The sequence below is a fragment of the Erythrobacter aureus genome (genome assembly GCF_003355455.1).
Lineage (GTDB): Bacteria > Pseudomonadota > Alphaproteobacteria > Sphingomonadales > Sphingomonadaceae > Qipengyuania > Qipengyuania aurea.
In genome coordinates, this window is the sequence record NZ_CP031357.1 from 1,767,728 (window position 1) to 1,791,769 (window position 24,042).

Consider the following 24,042-nt stretch of genomic DNA (forward strand, 5'->3'; position numbering starts at 1 on the left):
CTGGCGGGTAATGGAAAGTTCTCCCGCATTGTCGGCCTTGCTTGGCCTTTTGCTTGCGCTGTGGACCGCCGGTGCGGTGTGGGTGATGTTGCGTGCCAGCGGTCGCGAGCAGAAATCGCTCGCCAGCCGCAAGCTTGCCCTTCGGCTTTCGCGCCTGATCGAGGAGGGTCCGGCCATACCACTGCTCGTCCGGGCGGATGGCCGTATCGAGGCTCCGGATCGCCTCGCGCGGTGGATCGGGCTTGACAAGGTCCCGGATTATCTCAGCGAATTGTCCGGTCCCGACGGGCGCGGGCTGACCGAGCAGCAGATCGACGATCTCACACGCAATGTCCGCCGTACCCAGAGGACGGCACGCCCGTTTCGCATGGAGGTTGCCGTCGTGCCGGGATCTGGCAAGTCGCTGGCTATGCATGGATCGCTGGCGGATCCCGCAGTTTCGCCCGGTGGAGCGGCGCTGGTCTGGGTCTTCGATTTCAGCGACAGCGAGGCGGAGCTTGCGCAATTGCGGGAAGAGGCAGCGCGCGCCCGCGAAGATTTCGGTGCCCTGGTCGGTCTGATCGAAGCCGCCCCCATGCCGATGTGGTTCCGCGGTGCGGACATGCTCTTGCGGCTGGTCAACAAGGCTTATGTTTCCGCAGTCGGCGCCGAAAGCGCCGATCAGGTCGTTGCCGACCAGATCGAACTCGTCGAAACCGTCAATGGCAGAACCGCAGCTCAGGTCGCGCAGCAGGCTGCCGATCGCCGCCAACCGATCGAGCGTATCCTGAGCGCCACGATCGACAATGCGCGTCGCACCATTCGCGTTACCGACCTGCCTTTGATGGGCGAGGGGATTGCCGGATACGCGGTCGATATCGAGGAGATGGAGGAGCAGGCGCGCGAGTTCCGGGCCTTCCGCGAAGCGCAGCGTTCGATGCTGGATCAGTTGTCGATCGGGGTTGCTCAGTTCGATGCCGCGCACCGCATGACATTTGCAAACCAGCCGTTCCACCGCGTGTTCGCCCTGCCTCCCGGTGTGGTGAACGAGCGGACGACGTTCCAGCAGATGCTGCTGATCGCCCGCGAAAACGGTCGCATTCCCGAAGTGCGCGATTTCCCCGCCTGGCGCAACGAGCTCGCCGAATGGTTCCTGCGCGACGAACCGCATGAGGAAGCGTGGCCGCTGCCCGATAGCACCCATTTGCGGATTATCGCGCAGCCGCTGCCCGATGGCGGCCTGGTAATGATCGCGGAAGACCGCACCGAACAACTCGCGCTGTCCGCCACGCGCGACACTTTGCTCCGCACTCGCACGGCGACGTTCGACAATCTGTTCGAGGCGCTCGCGGTCTTTGCACCCGATGGACATCTCGAGCTGTGGAATCGCGGCTTTCCGGGCGCTTGGGGGATCGATCCCGAGGTTCTGGACGGGCATCCGCAGGCTGAGGACTTACTCGAAGCGATCGCCAAGAACCTTGCCGATCCGGCAGCCGTGTCGCGCATCAACCAGGTCATCCGCGCGGCGACGCTGGACCGCAAGAAAAGTGATGACCGCATCGAACTGTCCGATGGCCGCACGCTCGATTTCGCAGGCGTGCCGCTGCCCGATGGCAATGGCCTATTGACTGTGCTCGACGTCACGGCCTCGCGCCAGGCGGAAGAGGCGCTTCGCGAACGCAACCGCGCTTTGGAAGAAGCCGATGCGGTGATGACACGCTTTCTCGCCAATATGAGCTACGAATTCCGGACGCCATTGACTTCGATCGGAGGATTCGCCGAGCTGCTTACGAGTGGAATTGCCGGCGAGCTGACCCCGCAGGCGAAGGAATATGCCCAGGCAATCTCGCTGTCGGTCGGCAAACTTACCGAGCAGGTCGAGAACGTGCTCGACCTGTCGCAGTCCGAAGCGGGCCTTATGCCGCTGCGCAAGACCGAGCTCGAGCTGCTACCCTTCATCACCCAGATCGTTCGCAAGCAGGAAGGCCGCATTCTTGATGGCGAACTGACGCTGGATTTGAAAGGCAACCCCGACAAGTCGGTGACGGCCGATCCGCAACAACTGCGCCGCGCGATTTCCCAATTGCTGGACAATGCCATCAAAGGAACTCCGCGGGGGGGCCGGATCGTTGTCGATATCGGGCGCAAGCGCGGCGAAACGAAAATCATTATATCCGACAATGGGCGTGGGATGAGCCAGCATGAACTGGCGCGCGCACTCGAAGGGATTCGGATGGCGCCGGGCGGCAAGGGTATCGAACGTCGGCAAGGCCTGGGCATCCCGCTCGCACGGCAGCTGATAGAGGCACACGATGGGACGCTCGACATTCAAAGCCGCAAGAATGGCGGAACCACCGCCACCATTACCCTGCCATGAGGATCGCACTTCCCGACCTTGTAGCCATGGACGCTTTCGGCCGCCGGATCGCCGGAAAACTGGCTCCAGGAGACGTTGTAGCGCTGACGGGGACCTTGGGCACCGGCAAGACGACCTTGGCGCGAGCGATCGTGGCGGCGCTCGGCCATGTCGGCGAAGTGCCGTCGCCCACCTATACGATTATCGAGACCTATGACGATACGCGGCTGCCGCTCGTTCACGCCGATTTCTACCGGCTGGAAGATCCGTCCGAAGTCGAGGAACTCGGCCTCGACGACTATCGCGAAGGGGCCGTGCTGCTTGCCGAATGGCCCGATCACGCAGGTGGTTTCGCACACGAGGCGGGTTGCCTTTCGATAGCGCTCGAAAAAGTGGGAGACGGGCGCGAAGCCGTTGTAACGCCCGGTACATCTTGGCAAAGCCGTTGGCCATGAGTGACGCGCTGCCCGACGGCCTACATAGCTTTCTTGGCGATACCGAATGGGAAGGGGCGGAAATCGCCCCGCTTGTCGGCGATGCCAGTTTTCGTCGCTATTTCCGCCTGCGTATGGCCGGACGGAGCGCAATGCTGATGCATGCGCCGCCACCGCACGAGGATCCGAAGCCCTTCCTCCAAGTCGCGCACTGGCTCGAGAACAACGGGATGCGCGCTCCGCATATCTTCGCCGAAGACGCAGGGGAAGGCTGGGTTCTGATCGAGGATTTCGGCGATCAGCGTATGCGCGAGCGGGTCGACGACCACTCCGACGAAGAATGCGGTGTCTACGCCAGGGCTATCGATGCGCTGGTGCGGTTGCACGAACTGCCGCCCGGGCCGTTCGAGCCCTACGACATGGCTGTTTACCAGCGCGAGGTGGACCTATTCGTCGAGTGGTATTGCCCGGCGATGGGCCTTGCCGTGGATGGCCAGGGCTGGGTCGAGGCGTGGCAACGGGCGCTCGCTCCGCTGCTTGATCGGCAGAATCCCGGCGTTACCGTACTGCGCGATTACCACGCCGAGAACATCATGCTGCTAGAACCCGGCAAACCTGGTGGAGATCAGGGGCTGATCGATTTCCAGGACGCTCTCGTCGGCCATCCGGCCTACGACCTGGTCAGCCTGCTGCAGGATGCACGCCGCGACGTGTCGCCGGAACTCGAAGCCGCAATGTTCGAGCATTACCGCGTGGCGGCGCAGCCGGGCGAGAATTTCGAGGCGGATTATGCGCGACTGGGCGCGCAGCGCAATGCCAAGATCGTCGGCATTTTCACCCGCCTGTGGAAGCGCGATGGCAAGGCTCGCTATCTCGCGATGATCCCGCGGGTCTGGAGGGCGATGGAGCGCGATCTTGCACATGAGGGCATGGCACCCGTGGCCGAGTGGTTCGCGGCCAACATCCCGCAGGAAATTCGCGATACTTTCGGAGGGGAAATCCAGTGACGAAGCTCGCTTCCGATACTGCCATGCTGATGGCCGCCGGACTGGGCAAGCGTATGCGCCCGCTGACTGCCGCCACGCCCAAGCCACTGGTGCGCGTAGCGGGAAAGGCCCTGATCGACCGCGCGCTGGACCGGCTGGAGGAAGCGGGCGTGGGCCGGGCGGTTGTCAACGTCCACTACCTTGCCGATGCGATCGAGGCACATGTTGGGCAGCGCAAGGCTCCCGCGATTACCTTCTCCGACGAGCGCGATCTTCTGCTCGAAACCGGCGGCGGCATGGTTAAAGCCCGGGCGGACGATCTGCTTCCCGACCCGTTCTTCGCCTGCAATGCCGACAGCATCTGGCTCGATGGCCCGCGCAATGCTTTTGCCGACCTGTCGGCGCGCTGGAATCCGCAGAAGATGGATGCGTTGCTGCTGGTCGTTACCCATTCGCGCGCCTTCAATTTCGATGGCACGGGCGATTTCTACATGGATGGTTCGGGGCAGTTGAAGCGCAAGCTGCCGGGCCGGATCGCGCCGTTCATTTATACCGGCATTCAGATCGTCTCGCACCGCCTGTTGCGCGATGCGCCGGACGGCAAGTTCTCCACCAATCTGTTGTGGGACCGGGCCATCGCCGAGGGACGTCTGTTCGGTGTGGCTTTTACCGGCCAGTGGTACGAAGTCGGCACGCCCGCCCATATCCGCCCGACCGAGGAGGCGCTCACGGGTGGCTGAGCGCGCACAGCCGAAGGTCTATTCGATCGCCGCGCATCGCGGGTTCGCCGATGCGCTGGTTGCGGGCCTCGTCCCGCTTTATGTCGATGCCGAATTCGGGCTGGCGAGACTGACGCTGCTGGTGCCTAGCAGCCGTGCGCGCCGGACGATTTCCGAAGCCTTCATCCGTCACGCACGCGAAATGGGCCGACCGGGGCTGCTGATGCCGCGCATGGCGGTCGTCGGCGATCTCGACCTCGATGAAACGCTCGGCCCGTTGCTCGATCCATTGGGTGCGGCGGACATACCGCCGGCCATCGATCCTCAGCGGCGCCTGTTCGAATTGGCGAAGCTCTTGAGCGGCGTGATGGGCGAGCGCGCACCCAAGGGGGCGACCTTGCTGCGCCTCGCGCGGGAGGCCGGGGCGACGATGGATCGGCTCCTGGTGGAAGATATCGATCCCGCAGACCTGCTGGATGATGCGGTGACGGGCATTTATCCCGATCTGTCCGCCCATTGGCAGAACAGCCTGCGGGATTTCTCGGCAGTCCAGATCCTGTGGAAGCAGGAGCTTGCGCGCGAGGGGCTGCTCGATGCCGCCGCGCGGCGCAATCGCCTGTTCGAATGGGCCGGACGGCGGTGGAAAGACAATCCTCCGGAAACACCCATCGTCGCTGTCGGCGTGACCAGCGCGGCGCCCTCGCTGGCGATACTGCTGCGGGTCATCGCCGATCTGGAAAACGGCGCTGTCGTCCTGCCCGATTTCGATCTCACTATATCCCAGCCGGTGTGGGACGAACTGGGCCGGGCGGGTGCAGCACCGGAGCCTGGCGATACGCCTTTCGCACGCGACGATGCGGTAACCCACCCGCAATACCATCTCAAGCTGCTGCTCAATCGCATGGGCATCGGGCGCGAGGAAGTGCAGCCTTGGCATCGCAAGGGTCTTGCCGCCGCGCCGCCGAAGCGCAGCCATGCGATCGGGTCGCTGTTCCTCCCGCCGGAAGCGAGCAAGGGCTGGGTCGATCTGCCAGCCGAAAAACGCCGCCTCTCGGGCGTCAGGATCCTGACATGCGCCAATCCGGAAGAGGAGGCGCAGGCTATTGCCTTGCTGGTGCGCGAGGCGCTGGAGGAACCGGAAAAGCGCGTTGCCGTGGTCACGCCCGACCGCGCTCTGGCGCGGCGCGTGGTCCATCACCTCGACCGCTGGAATATTGCAGCCGATGATTCTGCGGGGCGGCCCCTGTCGCAAACACCCGCCGGTCGCCTGTTGCTGCTGCTTGCCGAGATAATGGCCGACAAGGCTCCTCCCGTGCCCCTGATGGCGCTTCTGGCACACCCGCTGGTCGATGGCGGGATGGAACGCGGTGTGTGGCTGCGCCAGTTGCGCCGCGTCGAACGCGAACTGCGCGGACCGCGCAGGGCGGGTGGCCTCAAACCGATCGGTGAGATTGCCGCCAGACTGGCCGAACGGCATGCGCGGGTCGGGGAGTGGTTTGCCGTCGTCGAAGAGGCACTCGATCCGCTGCTTTCGCCGAGCGATCGGCCGCACGTTTCACTCGCCGAACTGCTCGATATGCTGGCGGCGACCGGCGAGGCGTTATGCGGTGAGATGCTGTGGGCCAAGGAAGACGGCCGCGCGCTCGCCGCTTTCGTCGAGGATTTTCGCCTTCATGCGCGCGAGGCGGGTTTTGCCCTCGCACCCGGAGATGCCGCGATTGCCTTGCGCGATGCGATGGAACAGGTCGCGGTGCGGCCACCCTATGGCGGCCATGCGCGTGTGCAGATCCTCGGCCTTCTCGAAAGTCGGATGAACCGGGCGGAGCTGATGATCTGTGCCGGCCTGAACGAGGGCGTCTGGCCAACGCGGGGCGGAGTCGATGCGCTGCTCGCACCGCCGGTCCTGCGCGCGCTGGGCGTTCCCGGTTCCGATTTCCGCATCGGCCTGTCCGCGCACGATCTCGCTGGGGCCATGGGGGCGCCCGAGGTCGTGCTTTCGCGTTCGGAGCGCGACGAGGCCGGCCCCGCCATCCCGTCGCGGTTCCTGCTGCGGGTACAGGCGCTGCTCGGAGAAATGCTGGACCGATATGAGGAAAAGGAGGCGGTCGATCTCGCGCGCGCCATGACCCGCGCCCCCATGGCCGCACGCTATCCGCGTCCTGCGCCCGACCCCACGCCCGAACAGCGCGACGTCGACATTTCCGCCACCGCGCTCGACCGGCTACTGGGCGATCCGTACCAGTTCTACGCGGGCAAGATCATGGGCCTGTCCGATCTCGACGTTCTCGATGCCGAGCCATCAGCGCTGTGGCAGGGCAATGTCGCGCATACCATCCTGCAGCGCTGGCACGAGGCGCGCGAGAAGGATAATAGCGCGCCGCTTGGGCCGATCATGGAGGCTGTGCTCGACGAGGAGAATGCCGACCCGCTGATGCGCGGGCTGTGGCAACCGCGGCTCGAATCCGCGCTTCAGTGGGTCGAGCACGAGGTCGAGAGCTACGAGGGTCGCCGCGTGCTTGCAGTCGAAAAGGAAGGCCGGATGAGTTTCGAAGGCGTGCCGGTTCACGGGCGTGCCGACCGTATCGACCGGCTGGAGAACGGCAGCCTCGCAATCATCGATTACAAGACCGGAAAACCGCCCAGCGCGTCGATGGTCGAACAGGGCTTTGCACTGCAACTCGGTATTCTCGGCCTCATCGCCGAACGCGGCGGGTTCGAAGGACTTTCGGGCGATCCGGAGGGCTATGAATACTGGTCGCTGGGCAAGGCGAAGGACGACAATCCCTTCGGTTTCGGCTATGTCGACGTTCCGCTGAAGGTTGGGCGCAAGACCTCGGGCGTGCTGCCGGAGGATTTCCTGCCACTCGCCGCCGACAAGCTCGCGCTCGCGATCAACCGCTTCATAAAGGGGCGTGATCCCTTCACGGCGCGCGAGAACCCCGACTACCCGGCCTACGACACTTACGACCAGCTCATGCGCCTCGATGAATGGATTGCCCATCAGGACGGTGGGGACGAGGCATGAGCGGGACCGTCTACGAACTGCAAGACAAGCAACGCCTCGCGGTCGATCCGCTGGGCAGCGTGTGGCTTTCTGCGAGCGCGGGAACGGGCAAGACGCAGGTGCTGTCCGCGCGCGTGCTGCGGCTGCTGCTCGAGCCGGGGGCCGATCCTGCGCAGGTGCTGTGCCTTACCTTCACCAAGGCGGGCGCGGCGGAAATGGCAGTGCGCGTCAATGCAGTGCTCGCGCGCTGGGTGCGGCTGAAGAGCACCGATCTTGCGCGAGAGCTTGGCTATCTCGGTGCGCCTATCGATCCCGAAACGCAGGCTCGCGCGCGTTCGCTGTTCGCCCGCGTGCTCGATTGCCCGGGTGGGGGGCTGCGCATCGATACGATCCATGCCTTCGCGCAATATCTCCTCGCAGCCTTTCCAGGCGAGGCGGGCATTCTGCCGGGATCGCGCCCGATGGAGGACCGCGAGCGCGACCTGCTGAGCCGCGAGGTTCTGTCCGACCTGCTGGCCGAGGGCGATCCCCGCATCACCGCGGCAATCGCCGAAATGAGCAAGCGCAAGGGTCCCGATGCGGTACGCGGCTGGCTGATGCGCTGCGCACGGCATATGGATTTGTGGGAAGGGCCGGGAAGCTGGCAGCCACCGATGGGGCAGCGCGTACACCGGCTGCTCGGAATTCCCGCCGATGCGGACGAGGCGTGGGTGGCAGAGGCGTGCTCGGACGGAGATTTTCCCGTTTCCACTCTGCGGGCATGCCAAGCGGCAACACGTGCATGGCCGGCCAAGACCGGACAGGCGGCAGCGGATTTCATCGACGGCTGGCTGCAAGGCGATGCAGAAGCGCGCCTAGCAAGGCTCGACGGTTTCCTCGACACGCTGCTCAAGAAGGACGGAAGCCCTCGCAAGATGGGCGGGGCGGAGAAGGCCGATCCCTCCTTTCCCGACAACCAGCAAACGATCGCCGAGGCGGTGGCGAAGGTCGGCGAGAGGCGGGCGCTGCTCGGTCTCGCCGGTTTCCTCGCGCCGCAGCTCGAGGCCGGACGCGCGTTCGCCCTTGCCTGGCACAAGGCCAAGGAGCGCGAGGGGCTGGTCGATTTCGACGATCTGATCGCGCGGGCGGCCACTCTGCTGTCCGACAGCGCCATGGCCGACTGGATCCGTTACAAGCTCGACCGCAGCTTCGACCACATCCTCGTCGACGAAGCGCAGGACACCAATGCCGCGCAATGGGACATCGTGAAAGCGCTGACCGACGATTATTTCGATGGCGAGGGCGCGCAGGGCGGGGCGGTGCGGACGATCTTCGCGGTTGGCGATTACAAACAGGCGATCTTCGGTTTCCAGGGCACGAGTCCGGAAAATTTCCGCGAGGCGCGGGACTATTTCGACGCAAGGATCAGCGGTGCAACCGAGGCGGCGGGTTCGATACGTGGCGGCCCCCGCTTACGCCCGCTCGAGAAATACGGCCTCGGCCGCAGCTATCGCACCAACCAGCAAGTGCTCGGCTTTGTGGACCGCGCGATCGATGCGATCGGATGCGATGCTTTTGGTCTCGATACGCCTTCCGACCCGCATAGTGGCAGCCGCGAACCGGGGTTGGTCAGCCTGTGGCAGGTGGTGCGTGTCGCCGAGGAAGAGGACGAGGACGGCGAGCGGGAAGGGTGGCTCGGCCGACACGACCGGAAGCTAGCGGACAATATCGCGAAACAGGTGGCCGCATGGCTAGACCCGGAAGGCGAGGGCTTCACGCTATCGAAGGGCAAGAAGCGTCGCGCCACGGCGGGCGATGTCATGATCCTCGTCCAGAAGCGGCGCGAACTGGCCGCGCTGATCGTCGCGCGGCTGTACCGTCACGGCGTACCGGTGGCAGGGGTCGACCGGCTGCGCCTGGGTAATCCGCTGGCGGTGAAGGACCTGATGGCGGCGCTGCGCTTCGCCGCGCAGCCGCTCGACGATCTGACGCTCGCCAGCCTGCTGGTTTCGCCGCTGGTCGGCTGGAGCCAGGAAGACCTGCTTACACACGGCTACCGCGCCAAGGGCCAGAGGTTGTGGGAGCATCTACGCGCGAGCGAGCATCCTTTCGTCGCCCAAACCGTCGCGACCTTGCGCGAAATCCTGCGCCGTGCGGATTACGACAGCCCGCAACAATTGCTCCACTGGATACTGATCGGGCCGATGGACGGTCGCCGCAATCTGGTAGCGCGGCTCGGGCGCGAGGCGAACGATCCGATCGACGAACTGCTCAACGCCGCGAACGCCTATGCCGGCGCGCATGTGGCAAGCCTGCAGGGCTTCATCCGCTGGTTGGACGCAGGTGACGGCGAATTGAAGCGCGAGGCGGGCGAGGGCGGGGACCAGGTCCGGGTGATGACCGTCCACGGCTCGAAGGGGCTGGAAGCGCCGATCGTCATCCTCGCCGATGCCGCGATCCGTCCCGATGGCGCGGGCGACCTCGTGCTGCGCGAGGAGCTGCCAGGCAGCGATAGCCTGCGCGAAGTGCCGCTGCCGGGGCTCGGCAAGGACGAGAAGGTCGGCCCCGTGGCGCTGGCCGACGAGGCCGAGGCAGCCAAGGCGATGCAGGAACACTGGCGGCTGCTCTATGTCGCGCTGACCCGCGCGCAGGAGGCGCTGTTCATCACCGGCTCGCTCGGCCCGCGCGATGCCCGGAACGGTCCGCATGAGGACAGCTGGTATGCGCGCCTCGAGCCGCTGTTCGGCGAGGACGAGGGCCTTGCCGACGACATCTGGGGTGCCCGCTGGGAGATCGGCGAGAGGGCACCGAGCGTGAAAGTCGCTTCTGAGGTCTCGGCGGCCACTGCCGCACCGGTACTCCCCGCCTGGGCGCTTGCGCCTATCGGCCCCGAACCGCGCCCGCCGCGCCCGCTGGCCCCATCGGGTCTGGGTGAGCTGGAGGGCAGCGACCCGCCGCTTCCGCCGGGCGAGGCGAGCGAGGCGGCGCGGCGCGGCACGCTGATCCATGCCCTGCTCGAGCGGATGCCGCAAATCGCACCCGATGCGCGTGCGGAAAAAGCCCGCGAGTGGCTTGCCCGGCAGGCTGCCGATCTGGGGGAGGTCGAGCGCGAGGAAATGCTAAGCAGTGCGCTGGCCGTGCTCGACGATCCGCAATTTGCCGAGGTCTTCGGGCCGCAGGCACTGGCCGAGGTCCCGCTTGCCGCGACGGTCGAGGGGCAGGTGGTCATGGGGACCGCCGACCGCCTGCTGGTCACTTCCGAGAAAGTCACCGTGGTCGACTTCAAAACCGCTCGCAGGCCCCCCAATCGCTCGACGCGATACCCGAGAGCACGATGAAGCAGATGGCCGCCTATGTCGCCGCGCTCGAAATCATATATCCGGGACGCGCCATCGAGGCGGCCGTGCTCTATACCCAGACGCCGCAGCTCTTCGCCTTGCCGGTCGCCCGCCTTGCCGCCTACAAGGACGCGTTTGCGGAGACGCAGGAAAGTTTTGCCCTGCCACCCATTGAGTAATCCAGACTGCCGCCCACATCGGGCGCTATACGATGTTTCCAGGAGATACCCCATGGCAACCACCGCCGTTACCGATGCCAGCTTCAAGTCCGACGTGCTCGAAAGCGACAAGCCGGTGCTGGTCGATTTCTGGGCTGACTGGTGCGGTCCCTGCAAGATGATCGCACCCGCGCTCGAGGAACTGAGCGAGGAACTGGGCGACAAGGTCACCATTGCCAAGATGGATATCATGGAGAACCCCGGCATTCCTGGCGAAATGGGTGTCCAGTCGATTCCCTATCTGGTGCTGTTCAAGAATGGCGAACCGGCGGCGCAGATGCGCGGCGCGGCGCCCAAAGGCCAGCTCAAGCAGTGGCTTGAAAGCGAACTTTAATTCATTTTCGCATATAGTTCGGCAAGTTCGTCCCACAGGGCCGGGCTTGCCGCACCCAACAGGCCCGGCCGATCCCACTGGTCGACACGATAAGCGGATCCGTCGGGCCTTGCTGCCTTGCCGCCCGCTTCGTTGAGCCACAAAACGCCCGCCGCGTGATCCCAGGCGAGCGTGCGCTCGAAGATCGAGACGTCATTTACACCCAGCGCCAGCCGAGGGTATTGCTCAGCCGCGCAAAACGGAATGTCGACCAGTTCGTAATTGGGCGAGATATGGCGGCGCGTGGCCTCGCGGCGTTCCTCTTCCATGAAGATCAGCGAGATCGCGCCGATTGGCGGCGCCTTTCCGGTCGGTCGCGCAACGATCCGCCCGCCGTCGATGGTGGCGCCTTTTCCCTTATGCGCGGCGCAGAAGCGGCCCGATAGGCAATCGTAAATCCATCCGGACTGCGCTTCGCCGTCCATTGCCTGCGCAATGATGATCCCGAAAGGCGGCTTGCCAGTGGCGAAATTGCGCGTTCCGTCGACCGGATCGACGATCCAGCAGGGCCGGTCGAGCCGGTCGAGCACCGCGGGATCGGCATGAGCCACTTCCTCGCCGACGAAGGCCGGCGTACTGTCGATTTGCAGCAGACCTTCGCGCAGCAGCGCTTCGCTTTCCCTGTCGGCGATGGTTACGGGATCGTTGCCGCCCTTGTCCTCGACTTCGCCCGCGGCAAGATTGCGGTAGCGCGGCATGATCGCCAGTTCGGTCACGCGCTGCATGAGCGCGAGGATCTCGCGGTCGAGGGTCTCGGTATTCCTCGGGGTCACGAGCGATAATCCGCGTTGATCGATATGTATCCGTGGGTCAGATCGCAGGTCCACACCGTGGCGCGGCCATCGCCGATGCCCAGATCGACATCGATCCGGATGTCCTGGCCTTCCAAATGTTTCGCGACCGGCGCTTCGTCGTAATCGGCGAGCGGCTGTCCGTCCCTTGCAGCCCAGGTCCCGCCGAACCCGATAGAGAGCCTGTCTCGGTCCGCCGGTTCGCCTGCCTTGCCGACGGCCATGACCACGCGCCCCCAATTGGCATCGCCGCCCGCGATCGCGGTCTTCACCAGCGGGGAATTGGCGATGGAAAGGCCGATGCGGCGCGCGCTGGCGTCGTCCGCCGCTCCGGTTACCGCGATTTCGATGAATTTCTGCGCGCCTTCGCCGTCGCGAACAACAAGCTGCGCCAGTTCGCGGCACAGCTGGAGCAGGGCTGCGTAGAATGCGTCCGCCCCGGCATCCTCCCAGGCGGCAAGCGGAGCATTGCCGGCCTTGCCGGTCGCGAACAGCAGCACCGTGTCGCTGGTCGAGGTATCGCCATCGACCGTTATGCAGGAAAAGCTCGCCTGATTCGCCTTCGACAGCATTTCCTGCAGGAAAGCGGGCTCCACGGCAGCGTCGGTGAAGATATAGCCCAGCATTGTCGCCATGTCGGGTGCGATCATCCCGCTGCCTTTGATGAAACCCGCCAGTTCGACCCGCGTCTCTCCCAGCATTGCGGAGGTATGCGCGCCCTTGGTGAAGGTGTCGGTCGTGCCGATGGCGGTAGCTGCCGCTTCCCATCCGCAGGGTTCGGCGGCGAGGACGGCTTCGACCCCGCTGCGCGCCTTGTCCTTGGGCAGCGGCACGCCGATCACACCCGTTGAGGAGACGAATACCTGCTCGCTCTCGCAGCCGAGTGCACCGGCAACCTGCTCGACGATCTGCTCGACCGCTTCGCGTCCGCGATAGCCGGTGAAGGCATTCGAGTTGCCCGCATTGACGATCAGCGCGCGGGCACGACCTTGCCCGATCTGCTCGCGCCCCATCTCGACCTCGCTCGAGGCGCAGGCGCTTTTGGTAAAGACGCCCGCCACCGCTGTGCCTTCAGCCAGCTCGGCAAAGGTCAGGTCGGCACGCTCCCACGTTTTGTAACCTGCGCGCGCCACGCGCAGCGTCACGCCGTCGATGTGCGGCAATTCGGGGAAAGGGCGGGCGAGGGGAGAGCGATCGAGTTCCATTGCGCATGCCGAATAGGGGCAGACTGGCCCGGGGTAAACGGTCAAGCGGGGTGGACGCGCTCGGTGACACGCCCTATCTGAGCGATGCAATGCTTCGTCGCCTGATTACCCTGCTTGCGCTTCTGACCGGCCTTGCTGCCGCTGGTGCGCCTGCGCATGCGGTTGTCTATAGCGCCGCGTCGGGTGTCGAAGTTGCTGCCGGGGCCGAAAAGCCCTGCAAGGGCGAGGCTTGCGAACGCCGTGCCGCGGCCCGCCGGTCGCTGGACGGCCCGCGCACCGCGAAGCCTTGTAAGCCTGAACCCTTTGTTACGGTTTTCATTCCGACCGTACAATTGGGCATTGACCGCGCCTACGAATAGCGCGCGCTCTACCAAGACATCCGATTTCCTCCCGCCACCATGATCGTGCGCGGGTGTTCCCGCCATAGTTCATCAGGAAGGCTCGAAGGCCCCTCACATGCTCAATTCCATAATGAAGGCCGTATTCGGCTCATCCAATGACCGCTACGTCAAATCTCTCGGCAAGATCGTCAACCAGATCAACGCGCTCGAACCGCAGCTTCAGGCTCTGAGCGATGACGAGCTCGCCGCGCAGACCGACAAGTTCCGCACGCAACTGGCCGATGGCAAAACGCTCGACGATATTCTTCCCGAAGCTTTTGCCACGGTGCGCGAAGCGTCGGTCCGTGTGCTCGGCATGCGGCATTTCGATGTGCAGATGGTCGGCGGTATCGTTCTCCATCGCGGCGAGATTGCCGAGATGCGCACCGGCGAGGGCAAGACGCTGGTCGCGACGCTGGCGACCTATCTGAACGCGATCGAAGGCAAGGGCGTACACGTCGTTACCGTCAACGACTATCTCGCCGCGCGCGATGCGGAATGGATGGGCCGCTTGCACAAGTTCCTCGGCCTGACCGTGGGTGTAATTGTCCCCAACCTGAGCGAGCACCAGCGCCGCGAAGCCTATAATTCGGACATCACCTATTCGACCAATAACGAACTCGGCTTTGATTATCTGCGCGATAATATGAAGCACGAGCGGGGCCAGATGGTCCAGCGTCCCTTCAATTTCGCCATCGTCGATGAAGTCGATTCGATCCTGATTGACGAAGCGCGCACACCGCTGATCATTTCCGGCCCGACCGAGGACAAGTCCGACCTCTACATGTCCATTGACGAGGTGGTGAAGCAGTTCCCCGAGGACTGGTATGAGAAGGACGAAAAGCAGCGCAGCATTCAGCTCACCGAAGACGGTACCGAGGAGGTCGAGAAACTGCTGATCGAGCGTGGCCTGCTCGAGACCGAAAACCTCTACGATGTCGAAAACACCCAGGTCGTCCATCACCTCGACCAGGCCCTGCGCGCGGTGCATATGTTCAAACGCGACACGGATTATATCGTGAAGGACGACAAGGTCGTCATCATCGATGAATTCACGGGCCGCATGATGGACGGGCGCCGCTGGTCGAACGGCCTGCACCAGGCTGTAGAGGCCAAGGAAGGTGTAAAGATCGAACCCGAGAACCAGACGCTCGCTTCGATCACCTTCCAGAACTATTTCCGCATGTATCCCAAGCTGTCGGGTATGACCGGCACCGCGGCGACCGAAGCAGCGGAGTTCTGGGACATCTACAAGATGAACGTGGTCGAAATCCCGACCAATGTTCCCGTCGCGCGCATCGACGAGGACGACGAATTCTACAAGAACACGCAAGACAAGTTCAAAGCCATCGCCAAGGCGATCGCCGAGAAGAACGCCATAGGGCAGCCGGTGCTGGTTGGCACCGTCTCGATCGAGAAATCCGAACTGCTCAGTGAGTTCCTCAGGCAGGAAGGTGTCGAACATGAAGTCCTCAACGCACGCCAGCATGAGCGGGAGGCCCATATCGTGGCCCAGGCCGGCCGTATCGGGGCCGTGACCATCGCCACCAACATGGCCGGTCGCGGGACGGACATTCAACTGGGCGGCAATGTGGATTTCCGTATCGACGATGAACTCCGCGACATGGAAGAAGGCGCCAAGAAGGATCTCGAGATCGAGCGTATCAAGGCCGAAGTCGCTGCGGAGCGTCAGAAGGTGCTCGATGCGGGGGGGCTTTTTGTGCTCGGCACCGAGCGGCATGAAAGCCGCCGTATCGACAATCAGCTTCGTGGCCGTTCGGGCCGTCAGGGCGATCCGGGTCTTTCACGCTTCTATCTGTGCCTCGAAGACGATCTGCTGCGCATCTTCGGCCCCGATACGCTGTTTGCGAAGATGATGAATTCCAACCTTGAGGATGGCGAGGCGATCGGCTCGAAATGGCTGTCCAAGGCCATCGAGACTGCGCAGAAGAAGGTCGAGGCGCGCAACTACGAAATCCGCAAACAGGTCGTGCAGTACGACGACGTGATGAACGACCAGCGCAAGGTCATCTACGAGCAGCGCGCGGAAATCATGGACAGCGAAGCAGTGGAAGATGTCGTTGTCGACATGCGCCACGATGCGATCAATTCGATCGTGTCCCAAGCCTGCCCGCCGGGCTCCTATCCCGAACAGTGGGATATCGATGGCCTCAAGACACGCGTGCACGAAGTGTTGAATTTCGATGCGCCAGTGGAACAATGGGTCGAGGAGGATCAGGTCGAACCCGAGATCATCGAGGAACGCCTGGCTGCCGAAGCTGATCGCATCATGGAAAACAAGATCGCGGCGGCGGATCCTTCACTCTGGCGCCGGATCGAGAAAAGCGTTCTGTTACAAGAGCTTGACGGGCAGTGGAAGGACCATCTCGCCACGCTCGACGCGCTGCGCCAGGTCGTGGGCCTGCGCGCCCATGCTCAGAAGCAGCCGCTCAACGAATACAAGCAGGAAGCGTTCAGTCTCTTCGAATCCATGCTCGACAAGTTGCGCGAAACCGTGACGAACAAACTGATCCGCCTCGAGCTGGTCGAGCCGGCCCCGCTGCCGGATGTGGACCTGCCCGAGCTTCCCGATTTCCTGACCGGCCACATCGATCCGCTTACCGGCATCGACAATTCGGATGATGACGATGGTTCGCGGGGGCGCGAAGCCCTGTTCGGTGCGCTGGCCGGCAGCGCCCGCGCGGCCGTCGGTCCCGGCGGTTCGGCGAAAGAGAATCCCTATGCCGAAATGGACATCAGCCGCAATGCGCCATGTCCCTGCGGTTCGGGCAACAAATACAAGCACTGCCACGGCGCGATCAGCGCAAGGGCATGAGCGGGCATGGCAGCCCCGATGCTAGATGCGCCGGGGCTGCCTCACCATGGGCATGAGCGGTGGGCAGCCCGGTTCGGGATGGATTGGCTGGCCGAGCGGTTCGAATCCGCATGAGCTATAGAATCCGGTATTCGCCGGGTTCGAATTTTCGAGATAGGCGGGAAGTCCCTGGCGGTCGCAAGCATCCAACACGGGCTGGATGAGCTTACGGCCAAGCCCCTTGCCGCGTGCCGCTGGGCGAACACCGATACTGAAAAGATAGGCGTGTTCGAAGGTTGGGTGCCGGTCTTCCATGGCCTTGCCCGTTTGAACGGCGCGGCTCACGGCACCCAGACCGCAGTGCAGCAGGGTTGGCATAACGAAAGCCGCATAGTCCCGTAGCCCGAAGTTCCCGTCTCCGCCCGGCAGCATCCACATGCAGGCGCCCTCATCCCCCCGAGCATAGCAGAAACCGCGCGGGACATAGATGCGGCGCGCCTGCAAACGGAAGAGGTGTTCGATCCCCGCAAATTTGCGGAAAACCCACAGGTTGAACGGATCGTGGCGAAAAGCGTCGGCGGTGATATCGCCGATCATGTCGGCAGCGCCGGGGCCAGCACGCGCAAGCGTCCCGTCCAGATCGATATCGCTTGTCAGCAATTCAGCCTCCCTCCTCACTTGCAGATGCTAGCCCGCCCCGCAATGTCGGTCTAGACGGCTTGCATGCCCGCCCTCGCAATCGCATTTTTCGTTACAGCCCTGCTGTATGCCAGTGTGGGTTTCGGCGGAGGATCGACCTATACGGCTCTGCTGGCGCTTGCGCAGGTGGACTACAGAATTCTCCCCCTGCTCGCTCTGACGTGCAATATCGTGGTCGTTGCGGGTAGCTCGCTGCGCTTCGCCCGCGCAGGGATAACGCCCTGGCGTGGAGCGCTGGTCCTCACCGGGATCGCAGCGCCGGCGGCGTTTCTCGGGGGGCTTACTCCGATTTCGGAAAAAGCCTTTCTGGGAATACTCGGCGTCAGCCTGGTTCTCACGGCACTGACGCTGCTCGTGCCTGTGCAGGAAACGCCGAAAAAACATCCGACGCGGCTTGCCGGTGTGATGCCCTTGCTCGCGGCATCGTTCGGTTATCTTGCGGGCCTGGTCGGAATAGGTGGCGGAATTTTCCTCGCGCCGTTTCTTCATCTTGCGAGATGGGACAGTGCGCGGGCGATTGCGGCCACTGCAAGCCTGTTCATCCTCGTGAATTCGCTGTTTGGTCTCGCCGGACAGCTGCTGAAAGGCGGGGCGGGGCGCCTGGGCACGGCTGTGGACCTCGGCCTCCCGCTCATCGTCGCGGTGGCCATCGGTGGTCAGATCGGCAGCCTGCTGGCACTCAAATACCTGCCGCAACGCTGGATCCGGCTCGGCACAGCCGCGCTTACCGCCTGGGTGGGCGGGCGCTTGCTGTTGAATTTGTGAGAAAAGTGGCTCCCCGAGTTGGATTCGAACCAACGACCAAGTGATTAACAGTCACCTACTCTACCGCTGAGCTATCGGGGAGCAGCCCGCTGGGCAGGGGTGCGCCTATATGGGCGCGATTCCGGTTTGGCAAGCAGGCAAATGGCAAAAATTGTGCGGCGCGGTGAGAAAGTGTTCTCAGACCACGAACTGTTCGGCCACAATGCGTTCGTCGAGTGCATGGCCGGGGTCGAATAGCAGAGTCAATTCGCTGTCGCGCGCGATCTCGAGGTCGACCCGGGCGACGTCGCGCAGCTCGCGCTGGTCGGCCACCACCGAGACCGGTCGCTTTTCCTCTTCCAGCACGCGCAGCGAGATACGGCTGCGGTCGGGCAGGATCGCCCCGTGCCAGCGGCGCGGGCGGAAGGGGCTGATCGGAGTCAGTGCCAGCAAGTTGGAATCGAGCGGCAAAATCGGCCCGTCGGCCGAGAGATTGTAGGCGGTCGATCCCGCAGGGGTTGCGAGCAGCACGCCATCGCAGACCAGTTCGGGGATCCGCACCTTGTCGTCGACCATCACTTCGAGCTTGGCGGTCTGGCGCGTTTCGCGCAGCAGGCTGACTTCGTTGATCGCGCAGAAGGTATGCTTCTTGCCGTCCTGCGTGACGGCGCACATGCGCAGGGGGGCGATATGGTGCGGCTTGGCCTTATTGATCCGTTTGACCAGGGTTTCGGGATTGCGGTTTCGGTTCATCAGGAAACCGACTGTGCCAAGGTTGAGGCCGTAAGCGGGGATGATCCGACCCGAATCGAGCATGCCATGCAATGTTTGCAGCATGAACCCGTCGCCACCGAGCACCACCACGGCCTCGGCTTCGTCCAGCGGCACCCAGTCCGTGACATTGCGAAATTCGGTTTCGGCGGCTTCGCGCGCTAACGGCGCGTCGGACACGACCAGAGCCAAACGACTGAATTCGGACATCGTCCCTCGTATCCTCCCGTCCCGGCCAAGGCTATCCGGGCACGCCGCGCTACCTATGGTTGCGCGTCCCATTTGGCAACATGCCGGAAAAACTGGCAAAGCTCGGCGAAGGCCGCGATAAGGAACGCTGCATGGCGAGCTTGTCCCAAGAAATGATCTACGAAACCCGCGATACGCTCACCGGCCTGGCGGATCAGGCGCAAGCGCGCGAAACCATCGCGCAATGGCAGCGTGACTGGCCGCACAAATCGATCGCCTGCCCGATGCAGGCGATGATGATCACGCTTGGCCGGATCGACACGGTGAACGTCGCGTTCGGCGAGACTGCCGGTGATGGCGCGCTGGTCGAGATCGCGCAGCGCATCAAGCATTTCGCGGGAGACGAGCTGGAGAGCTCGAGCGCATGGTTCGCGGCGCGGCTGAGCGGCGGGAATTTCCTGCTGGTCGCGCGGCAGGAATGCAGCCGCGAACGCTGGCAGTGGCTGGCCGAAGCGCTGGCCGACGCGATCGCGATGCCGATCGCCAATCCGGAAGGCGGGGCAAGCTTGCGCCTGTGGCCGCGACTGGCCTTGATGCGCGTGACCGAAAACGACGATCCCGACAGCGTGCTCGACCGCTTGTCCGAAGTGGCCGCGCGCATGCGCGTAAGCAATCGGCGACGGATCGACTGGTCGACCGGGCAAGTGGCCCGCGCCGGGCGGTCCAACCAGCAGCTCGAGGCCGACCTTCTCGAAGCGATCGACCGCAACGAGATCGAGATCCTGTTCCAGCCGCAATATGCACTCGCAGACGATCGGATGGTTGGTGCCGAAGCATTGGCCAGGTGGGATCATCCGGTCATCGGCCGGATCGGTGCCGGAACCTTGTTCCAGATCGCCGAACGCGCCGACCACGTAGCGCATCTGTCGCGGCACATCGCCAGGCGCGCGCTGGAGAAGGCTCGCGAGTGGCCGGACGGCTTGCGGCTCTCACTCAACATCACGCCCGCAGATCTTGCAGCGGACAATTTCGCGCTCGATTTCGCCGGAATGGCGGAAGAGATCGGTTTTCCGCTCGAACGAATCACGCTGGAGATCATCGAGCAGGTTCTGCTTGCCGATCTCGACCGTGTCAGCCGCGTGCTCGACCAGCTTAAACTGTTCGGCATCCGGATCGCGCTCGACGATTTCGGCGCGGGGTTCTGCAACTTCCGCTATCTCAAGGTCCTGCCGATCGACTGCATCAAGCTGGATCGCTCGATGCTCGACGGTGTGCTCGACGACGAGCGCGACCTTGCCGTGTTTCGCGCCATACTGGCAATGGCCGTGGCGCTCGATCTGAAAGTCCTGGTCGAGGGAGTCGAGAACGAGGCGCAGCGCGATTTGGCGCGCAACGAAGGGTGTGAATCCTATCAAGGGTTTCTGCGCGCCCAGCCGATGAGCGCTGATGAATTTCTCGAAATCGTAGAGAGTTAAACTGCTTTCCTGTCGCGCTTTCTCGCTTTCCTTGCGATACCCGATAGTCCCTTGGTGAGCTGGAACAGACCATTGAGCCTGCTTTCGGGCGAATTCCACGCGCGGCTGATGACTAGCTTCATGTCGGGGCGCAGCTTGGCGGTGCCCTGAAGCCGGTCGACATAGGCGATCAAGCCCGGCCCATCGGGGAAGTCGTCATTGTGAAACGTAACCAGCGTGCCCTGCGCGCCGACATCGATTTTGGCGATATTGGCTTCGATCGCCTGGTGCTTGATTTCGATCAGCTTGACCAAATTTGCCGTCGCGGGCGGCAAGTCGCCGAAACGGTCGATCATTTCGGCGGCGAGCACCTCGATCTCGGCCTTGTCTCCGGCATCGTTGAGGCGGCGGTACAGGGCCATGCGTACTGCCAGGTCGGGCACGTAATCCTCGGGGATCATGATCGGGGCATCGACCGTGATCTGCGGACTGATTTTCTCGGGCTTGGCTTCCAAACCCAGCTCACCGGCCTTCGCGGCAAGGATCGCATCCTCGAGCATGGACTGGTAGAGTTCAAACCCGACCTCGCGGATATGGCCCGATTGTTCGTCGCCGAGCAGATTGCCGGCCCCGCGAATGTCGAGATCGTGGCTAGCGAGCTGGAAGCCCGCGCCGAGGCTGTCGAGATCGCCCAGCACCTTCAGGCGCTTCTCCGCCACTTCGGACAACTGCGTATCGGAGGCGTAGGTCAGGTAGGCATAGGCGCGCAGTTTCGCGCGACCGACGCGCCCGCGCAATTGGTAGAGCTGGGCGAGGCCGAAAATGTCGGCGCGGTGAATGATGATCGTATTGGCGCTCGGCAGGTCGAGCCCGCTCTCAACGATGGTGGTGGCGAGGAGAACTTCGTATTTGCCCTCGTAGAAGGCGCTCATCCGCTCTTCGATCTCGCCCGCGCTCATCTGGCCGTGAGCGGAGACGAATTTTACCTCGGGCACATGTTCATGCAGCCAGTCGGCGATGGCTTCCATGTCGGAGATGCGCGGCACGACGATGAAGCTCTGTCCGCCGCGATGGTGTTCGCGCAGCAATGCCTCCCGCATGACCATGTCGTCCCACTCCATGACATAGGTACGCACCGCCAGGCGATCGACCGGCGGGGTCTGGATGGTGGACAGTTCGCGCAGACCGGTCATCGCCATTTGCAGCGTGCGCGGGATCGGCGTGGCGGTAAGCGTGAGCATGTGCACGTCCGCGCGGAGCTGTTTCAACTTTTCCTTATGTGTGACCCCGAAGCGCTGTTCCTCGTCGACTATCACCAGGCCGAGATTCTTGAACTTGGTTTGCTTCGAAAGGATAGCGTGCGTGCCGATCACGATGTCGACCTGGCCATCGGCAAGACCTTCGCGCGTTTCCTTCATTTCCTTGGCCGGGACGAGCCTAGACAACCTGCCAACTTTGAGCGGAAAGCCACGGAAACGATTCGCAAAATTCTCGTAATGCTGGCGCGCGAGAAGAGTGGTGGGGGCGACCACCGCGACCTGCTGTCCGTTCATCGCCGCGACGAAAGCGGCGCGTAGCGCGACTTCGGTCTTGCCGAAGCCAACATCGCCGCAGACGAGGCGATCCATCGGCTTGCCGCTTTCGAGGTCGCGCAGCACGTCCTCGATCGCGCGTTCCTGATCGTCGGTTTCCTCCCACGGGAAACGGTCGAGGAACTGGTTGTACGCCCCATCCTCCACTTCCAGCACCGGTGCTTTCTTGAGCGCGCGCTGGGCTGCGACCTGCATCAGCTCGCCCGCGATTTCGCGGATGCGCTCTTTCAGGCGTGCGCGGCGCTTCTGCCAGGCCTCGCCGCCCAGCCGGTCGAGCATGACTGCTTCTTCGGATGAACCATAGCGGCTGAGAACGTCGATGTTTTCGACCGGAATGAACAGCTTGTCGCCGCCCTTGTATTCGAGCTGGACGCAATCGTGCTTCGACTTGCCCACCGGGATCGGTTCGAGGCCGAGATACTTGCCGATCCCGTGTTCGGTATGGACGATGAGATCGCCGACGCTGAGGGCCTGCAATTCGGCAAGGAAGGCGTCTGCATCCTTGCGTTTCTTTTTGCGGCGGACGAGCCGGTCGCCGAGAATGTCCTGCTCTGTCAGCAGCTCCATCTCGTCGTTCGCGAAGCTGGCCTCGATCGGCAGCACCATCGCGGCCGGTTTGCCCTTGGCCGACAGGCCCAGCGCCTCCTGCCAGGTGTCGGCGAGCTGCACCGGCGTACCCGCTTCCTCGAGAATCGAGGCGATGCGCGAGCGGCTGCCCATCGAATAGGCCGCCAGCAATGGCCGTTTGCCCGTTTTCGAAAGCGTCTTCAGATGCTCGGCCAGCACCGGATAGACATTGTCGCCGCGCGCGCGTTCGGGCGCGAAATCGCGGCCCGAGCGGAAGCCGAAGGACACGACGCTATCGCTTTCGGGTTCATCGAAGGGCGTGGCGCGGTGGGCAGGCGTGCTGGCGAGAGCCTGCTTGAACTCCCCGCCCGTCAGGTAGAGCGCATCGGGTTCGAGAGGGCGGTAATTGCCCTTGGTCTGCCCGGTGATGGCCGTGCGCTGCTCGTAATAGTCGGCCACGTCTCTTACACGCTCGTCGGCGGCCGCCAACGACGCCTGGTCGATCACGACGAGGTCGTCCTTGCCCAAGTGATCGAAAAGCGTCGTCAACTTCTCCTCGAACAGGGGCAGCCAGTGCTCCATCCCGGCAAGGCGGCGACCTTCGCTGACCGCTTCGTAAAGCGGGTCCTGCGTTGCATGCGCCCCGAACATCTCACGATAGCGGCCACGGAAGCGCTTGATGCTGTCCTCGTCCAGCAACGCCTCGCTGGCGGGCAGGAGCAGATGCGAGTCGAGCCGCCCGGTGCTCATCTGCGTATTGGGATCGAAGGTGCGCAGGGATTCCAGCTCGTCGCCGAAGAAATCGAGCCGCAGCGCCTCGTCCATGCCGCTCGGAAAAATGTCGACGATCGAACCGCGTACGGCATATTCGCCCTTGTCGATCACCGTGTCGGTCCGGCTGTAGCCCTGTTTCTGCAGCAGCAGCGATAGGCTTTCGCGCCCGATCTCGATGCCCGGCTTGAACTCGCGCACGCTCTCGCGAATGCGAAACGGTGTGAGCGCGCGCTGGAGTACGGCGTTGGCCGTAGTGACAACGAGCTGTGCCTTGGCCTTGCCAGCCTGAAGCCGGAATAGCGCAGCCAGCCGTCGCGCGCTGATGGCGAGGGCGGGGCTGGCGCGGTCATAGGGTAGCGAATCCCATGCGGGGAATTCGATCACTTCCAGTTCGGGAGCGAAAAAGGCCGCTGCATCGACGATCCCGCGCATCGCCGCATCGTCGGGCGCGATGAACACCGCGCGACCTGAACTGGCTCGGGCAAGGTCGGCCATCACGAGCGGCTGTGCGCCGCGCGCGACCTGCGCCAGAGTGAGGGGCGTATCGGCTTTCAGGATACGGGAAAGGTCGGGCATCGGTGTCCTGGCGTTCGGGGCGCTGCGGGCTGCACACGCACGATTGCCCCCCGCCCGGACGGGAAGGGGTGCTGGGGAAATTCGTCAGTGGCGAGATAG

Annotated in this window: 17 protein-coding genes and 1 tRNA gene; 12 read left to right on the top strand and 6 right to left on the bottom strand. The window is 63.7% G+C overall.

Translation table 11 applies throughout. The annotated features are described in order from the left end of the window. Positions 1-10: 10 nt before the first annotated feature. Genes DVR09_RS08690 through trxA form a run of 8 tightly spaced genes read left to right on the top strand, consistent with a single transcriptional unit; the run spans position 11 to position 11,347 of the window. On the top strand, positions 11-2,356 hold the full coding sequence (locus DVR09_RS08690; RefSeq protein WP_115416581.1) for a sensor histidine kinase: 2,346 nt from the start codon (positions 11-13) through the stop codon (positions 2,354-2,356). Beyond that, a complete protein-coding gene (gene tsaE, locus DVR09_RS08695) occupies positions 2,353-2,790 on the top strand; it encodes a tRNA (adenosine(37)-N6)-threonylcarbamoyltransferase complex ATPase subunit type 1 TsaE (RefSeq protein ID WP_115416582.1) in 438 nt (145 codons plus the stop codon). Before DVR09_RS08690 ends, tsaE begins: the two co-directional genes overlap by 4 nt. Beyond that, a complete protein-coding gene (locus DVR09_RS08700) occupies positions 2,787-3,776 on the top strand; it encodes an aminoglycoside phosphotransferase family protein (RefSeq protein ID WP_115416583.1) in 990 nt (329 codons plus the stop codon). The genes tsaE and DVR09_RS08700 overlap by 4 nt, the downstream gene beginning before the upstream one ends. Further along, positions 3,773-4,495: a nucleotidyltransferase family protein gene (locus DVR09_RS08705; RefSeq protein WP_174223735.1), complete on the top strand. Its 723-nt coding sequence runs from the start codon at positions 3,773-3,775 to the stop codon at positions 4,493-4,495. Before DVR09_RS08700 ends, DVR09_RS08705 begins: the two co-directional genes overlap by 4 nt. Continuing rightward, positions 4,488-7,499, top strand: a complete 3,012-nt coding sequence (gene addB / locus DVR09_RS08710) for a double-strand break repair protein AddB (RefSeq protein WP_115416584.1) — start codon at positions 4,488-4,490, stop codon at positions 7,497-7,499. The genes DVR09_RS08705 and addB overlap by 8 nt, the downstream gene beginning before the upstream one ends. Further along, positions 7,496-10,795, top strand: a complete 3,300-nt coding sequence (addA, locus tag DVR09_RS08715) for a double-strand break repair helicase AddA (RefSeq protein ID WP_369692519.1) — start codon at positions 7,496-7,498, stop codon at positions 10,793-10,795. The genes addB and addA overlap by 4 nt, the downstream gene beginning before the upstream one ends. Beyond that, the gene (locus DVR09_RS17910) at positions 10,792-10,974 is read left to right on the top strand and encodes a hypothetical protein (protein WP_369692520.1); all 183 of its coding nucleotides are present in this window, start codon (positions 10,792-10,794) and stop codon (positions 10,972-10,974) included. Before addA ends, DVR09_RS17910 begins: the two co-directional genes overlap by 4 nt. 52 nt (positions 10,975-11,026) lie before the next feature. After that, positions 11,027-11,347, top strand: a complete 321-nt coding sequence (gene trxA / locus DVR09_RS08720) for a thioredoxin (protein ID WP_115416585.1) — start codon at positions 11,027-11,029, stop codon at positions 11,345-11,347. Here the strand turns inward: trxA and DVR09_RS08725 are convergent. Further along, a complete protein-coding gene (locus DVR09_RS08725) occupies positions 11,344-12,111 on the bottom strand; it encodes an inositol monophosphatase family protein (protein ID WP_115417870.1) in 768 nt (255 codons plus the stop codon). The genes trxA and DVR09_RS08725 overlap by 4 nt on opposite strands. 44 nt (positions 12,112-12,155) lie before the next feature. Beyond that, positions 12,156-13,382: a bifunctional glutamate N-acetyltransferase/amino-acid acetyltransferase ArgJ gene (gene argJ / locus DVR09_RS08730; protein ID WP_115416586.1), complete on the bottom strand. Its 1,227-nt coding sequence runs from the start codon at positions 13,380-13,382 to the stop codon at positions 12,156-12,158. 50 nt (positions 13,383-13,432) lie between these two features. On the opposite strand from argJ, the gene DVR09_RS08735 reads away from it, so the two are divergent. Both DVR09_RS08735 and secA read left to right on the top strand, forming a co-directional pair. Further along, positions 13,433-13,741 carry a hypothetical protein gene (locus DVR09_RS08735; RefSeq protein ID WP_115416587.1) on the top strand — a complete coding sequence of 103 codons (309 nt, stop codon included), beginning with the start codon at positions 13,433-13,435 and terminating at the stop codon, positions 13,739-13,741. A gap of 97 nt (positions 13,742-13,838) precedes the next feature. Beyond that, entirely contained in the window at positions 13,839-16,598 is a 2,760-nt protein-coding gene (gene secA, locus DVR09_RS08740; RefSeq protein ID WP_115416588.1) for a preprotein translocase subunit SecA, read from the top strand. A gap of 21 nt (positions 16,599-16,619) precedes the next feature. On the opposite strand, the gene DVR09_RS08745 is transcribed toward secA, so the two are convergent. After that, complete coding sequence (locus DVR09_RS08745; protein WP_115416589.1) at positions 16,620-17,237, bottom strand: GNAT family N-acetyltransferase; 618 nt, start codon at positions 17,235-17,237, stop codon at positions 16,620-16,622. A 63-nt stretch (positions 17,238-17,300) separates the two neighbouring features. Between DVR09_RS08745 and DVR09_RS08750 the strand changes: the two genes are divergently transcribed. Further along, the gene (locus tag DVR09_RS08750; RefSeq protein ID WP_115416590.1) at positions 17,301-18,041 is read left to right on the top strand and encodes a sulfite exporter TauE/SafE family protein; all 741 of its coding nucleotides are present in this window, start codon (positions 17,301-17,303) and stop codon (positions 18,039-18,041) included. A 6-nt stretch (positions 18,042-18,047) separates the two neighbouring features. Here DVR09_RS08750 and DVR09_RS08755 read toward each other — a convergent pair. Then, a tRNA-Asn gene (locus DVR09_RS08755) sits at positions 18,048-18,122 on the bottom strand. A 96-nt stretch (positions 18,123-18,218) separates the two neighbouring features. After that, entirely contained in the window at positions 18,219-19,001 is a 783-nt protein-coding gene (locus DVR09_RS08760) for an NAD kinase (RefSeq protein WP_115416591.1), read from the bottom strand. Positions 19,002-19,132: 131 nt separating this feature from the next. Here DVR09_RS08760 and DVR09_RS08765 point away from each other — a divergent pair, with 131 nt between their 5' ends. Continuing rightward, the gene (locus DVR09_RS08765) at positions 19,133-20,455 is read left to right on the top strand and encodes a bifunctional diguanylate cyclase/phosphodiesterase (RefSeq protein ID WP_115417871.1); all 1,323 of its coding nucleotides are present in this window, start codon (positions 19,133-19,135) and stop codon (positions 20,453-20,455) included. Here DVR09_RS08765 and mfd read toward each other — a convergent pair. Then, positions 20,452-23,943 (bottom strand): transcription-repair coupling factor, encoded by a 3,492-nt coding sequence (gene mfd, locus DVR09_RS08770; protein WP_115416592.1) that lies wholly within the window; start codon positions 23,941-23,943, stop codon positions 20,452-20,454. The two genes, DVR09_RS08765 and mfd, sit on opposite strands and share 4 nt — an antisense overlap. Positions 23,944-24,042 lie beyond the last annotated feature (99 nt).

What these genes read in the sequence shown, in the direction of transcription:
- DVR09_RS08690 (WP_115416581.1), top strand. Translation starts at nt 11, where the DNA reads ATGGAAAGTTCTCCCGCATTGTCGGCCTTGCTTGGCCTTTTGCTTGCG.
- tsaE (WP_115416582.1), top strand. Translation starts at nt 2,353, where the DNA reads ATGAGGATCGCACTTCCCGACCTTGTAGCCATGGACGCTTTCGGCCGC.
- DVR09_RS08700 (WP_115416583.1), top strand. Translation starts at nt 2,787, where the DNA reads ATGAGTGACGCGCTGCCCGACGGCCTACATAGCTTTCTTGGCGATACC.
- addA (WP_369692519.1), top strand. Translation starts at nt 7,496, where the DNA reads ATGAGCGGGACCGTCTACGAACTGCAAGACAAGCAACGCCTCGCGGTC.
- DVR09_RS17910 (WP_369692520.1), top strand. Translation starts at nt 10,792, where the DNA reads ATGAAGCAGATGGCCGCCTATGTCGCCGCGCTCGAAATCATATATCCG.
- trxA (WP_115416585.1), top strand. Translation starts at nt 11,027, where the DNA reads ATGGCAACCACCGCCGTTACCGATGCCAGCTTCAAGTCCGACGTGCTC.
- DVR09_RS08725 (WP_115417870.1), bottom strand. Translation starts at nt 12,111, where the DNA reads ATGCAGCGCGTGACCGAACTGGCGATCATGCCGCGCTACCGCAATCTT.
- argJ (WP_115416586.1), bottom strand. Translation starts at nt 13,382, where the DNA reads ATGGAACTCGATCGCTCTCCCCTCGCCCGCCCTTTCCCCGAATTGCCG.
- secA (WP_115416588.1), top strand. Translation starts at nt 13,839, where the DNA reads ATGCTCAATTCCATAATGAAGGCCGTATTCGGCTCATCCAATGACCGC.
- DVR09_RS08750 (WP_115416590.1), top strand. Translation starts at nt 17,301, where the DNA reads ATGCCCGCCCTCGCAATCGCATTTTTCGTTACAGCCCTGCTGTATGCC.
- DVR09_RS08760 (WP_115416591.1), bottom strand. Translation starts at nt 19,001, where the DNA reads ATGTCCGAATTCAGTCGTTTGGCTCTGGTCGTGTCCGACGCGCCGTTA.
- DVR09_RS08765 (WP_115417871.1), top strand. Translation starts at nt 19,133, where the DNA reads ATGGCGAGCTTGTCCCAAGAAATGATCTACGAAACCCGCGATACGCTC.
- mfd (WP_115416592.1), bottom strand. Translation starts at nt 23,943, where the DNA reads ATGCCCGACCTTTCCCGTATCCTGAAAGCCGATACGCCCCTCACTCTG.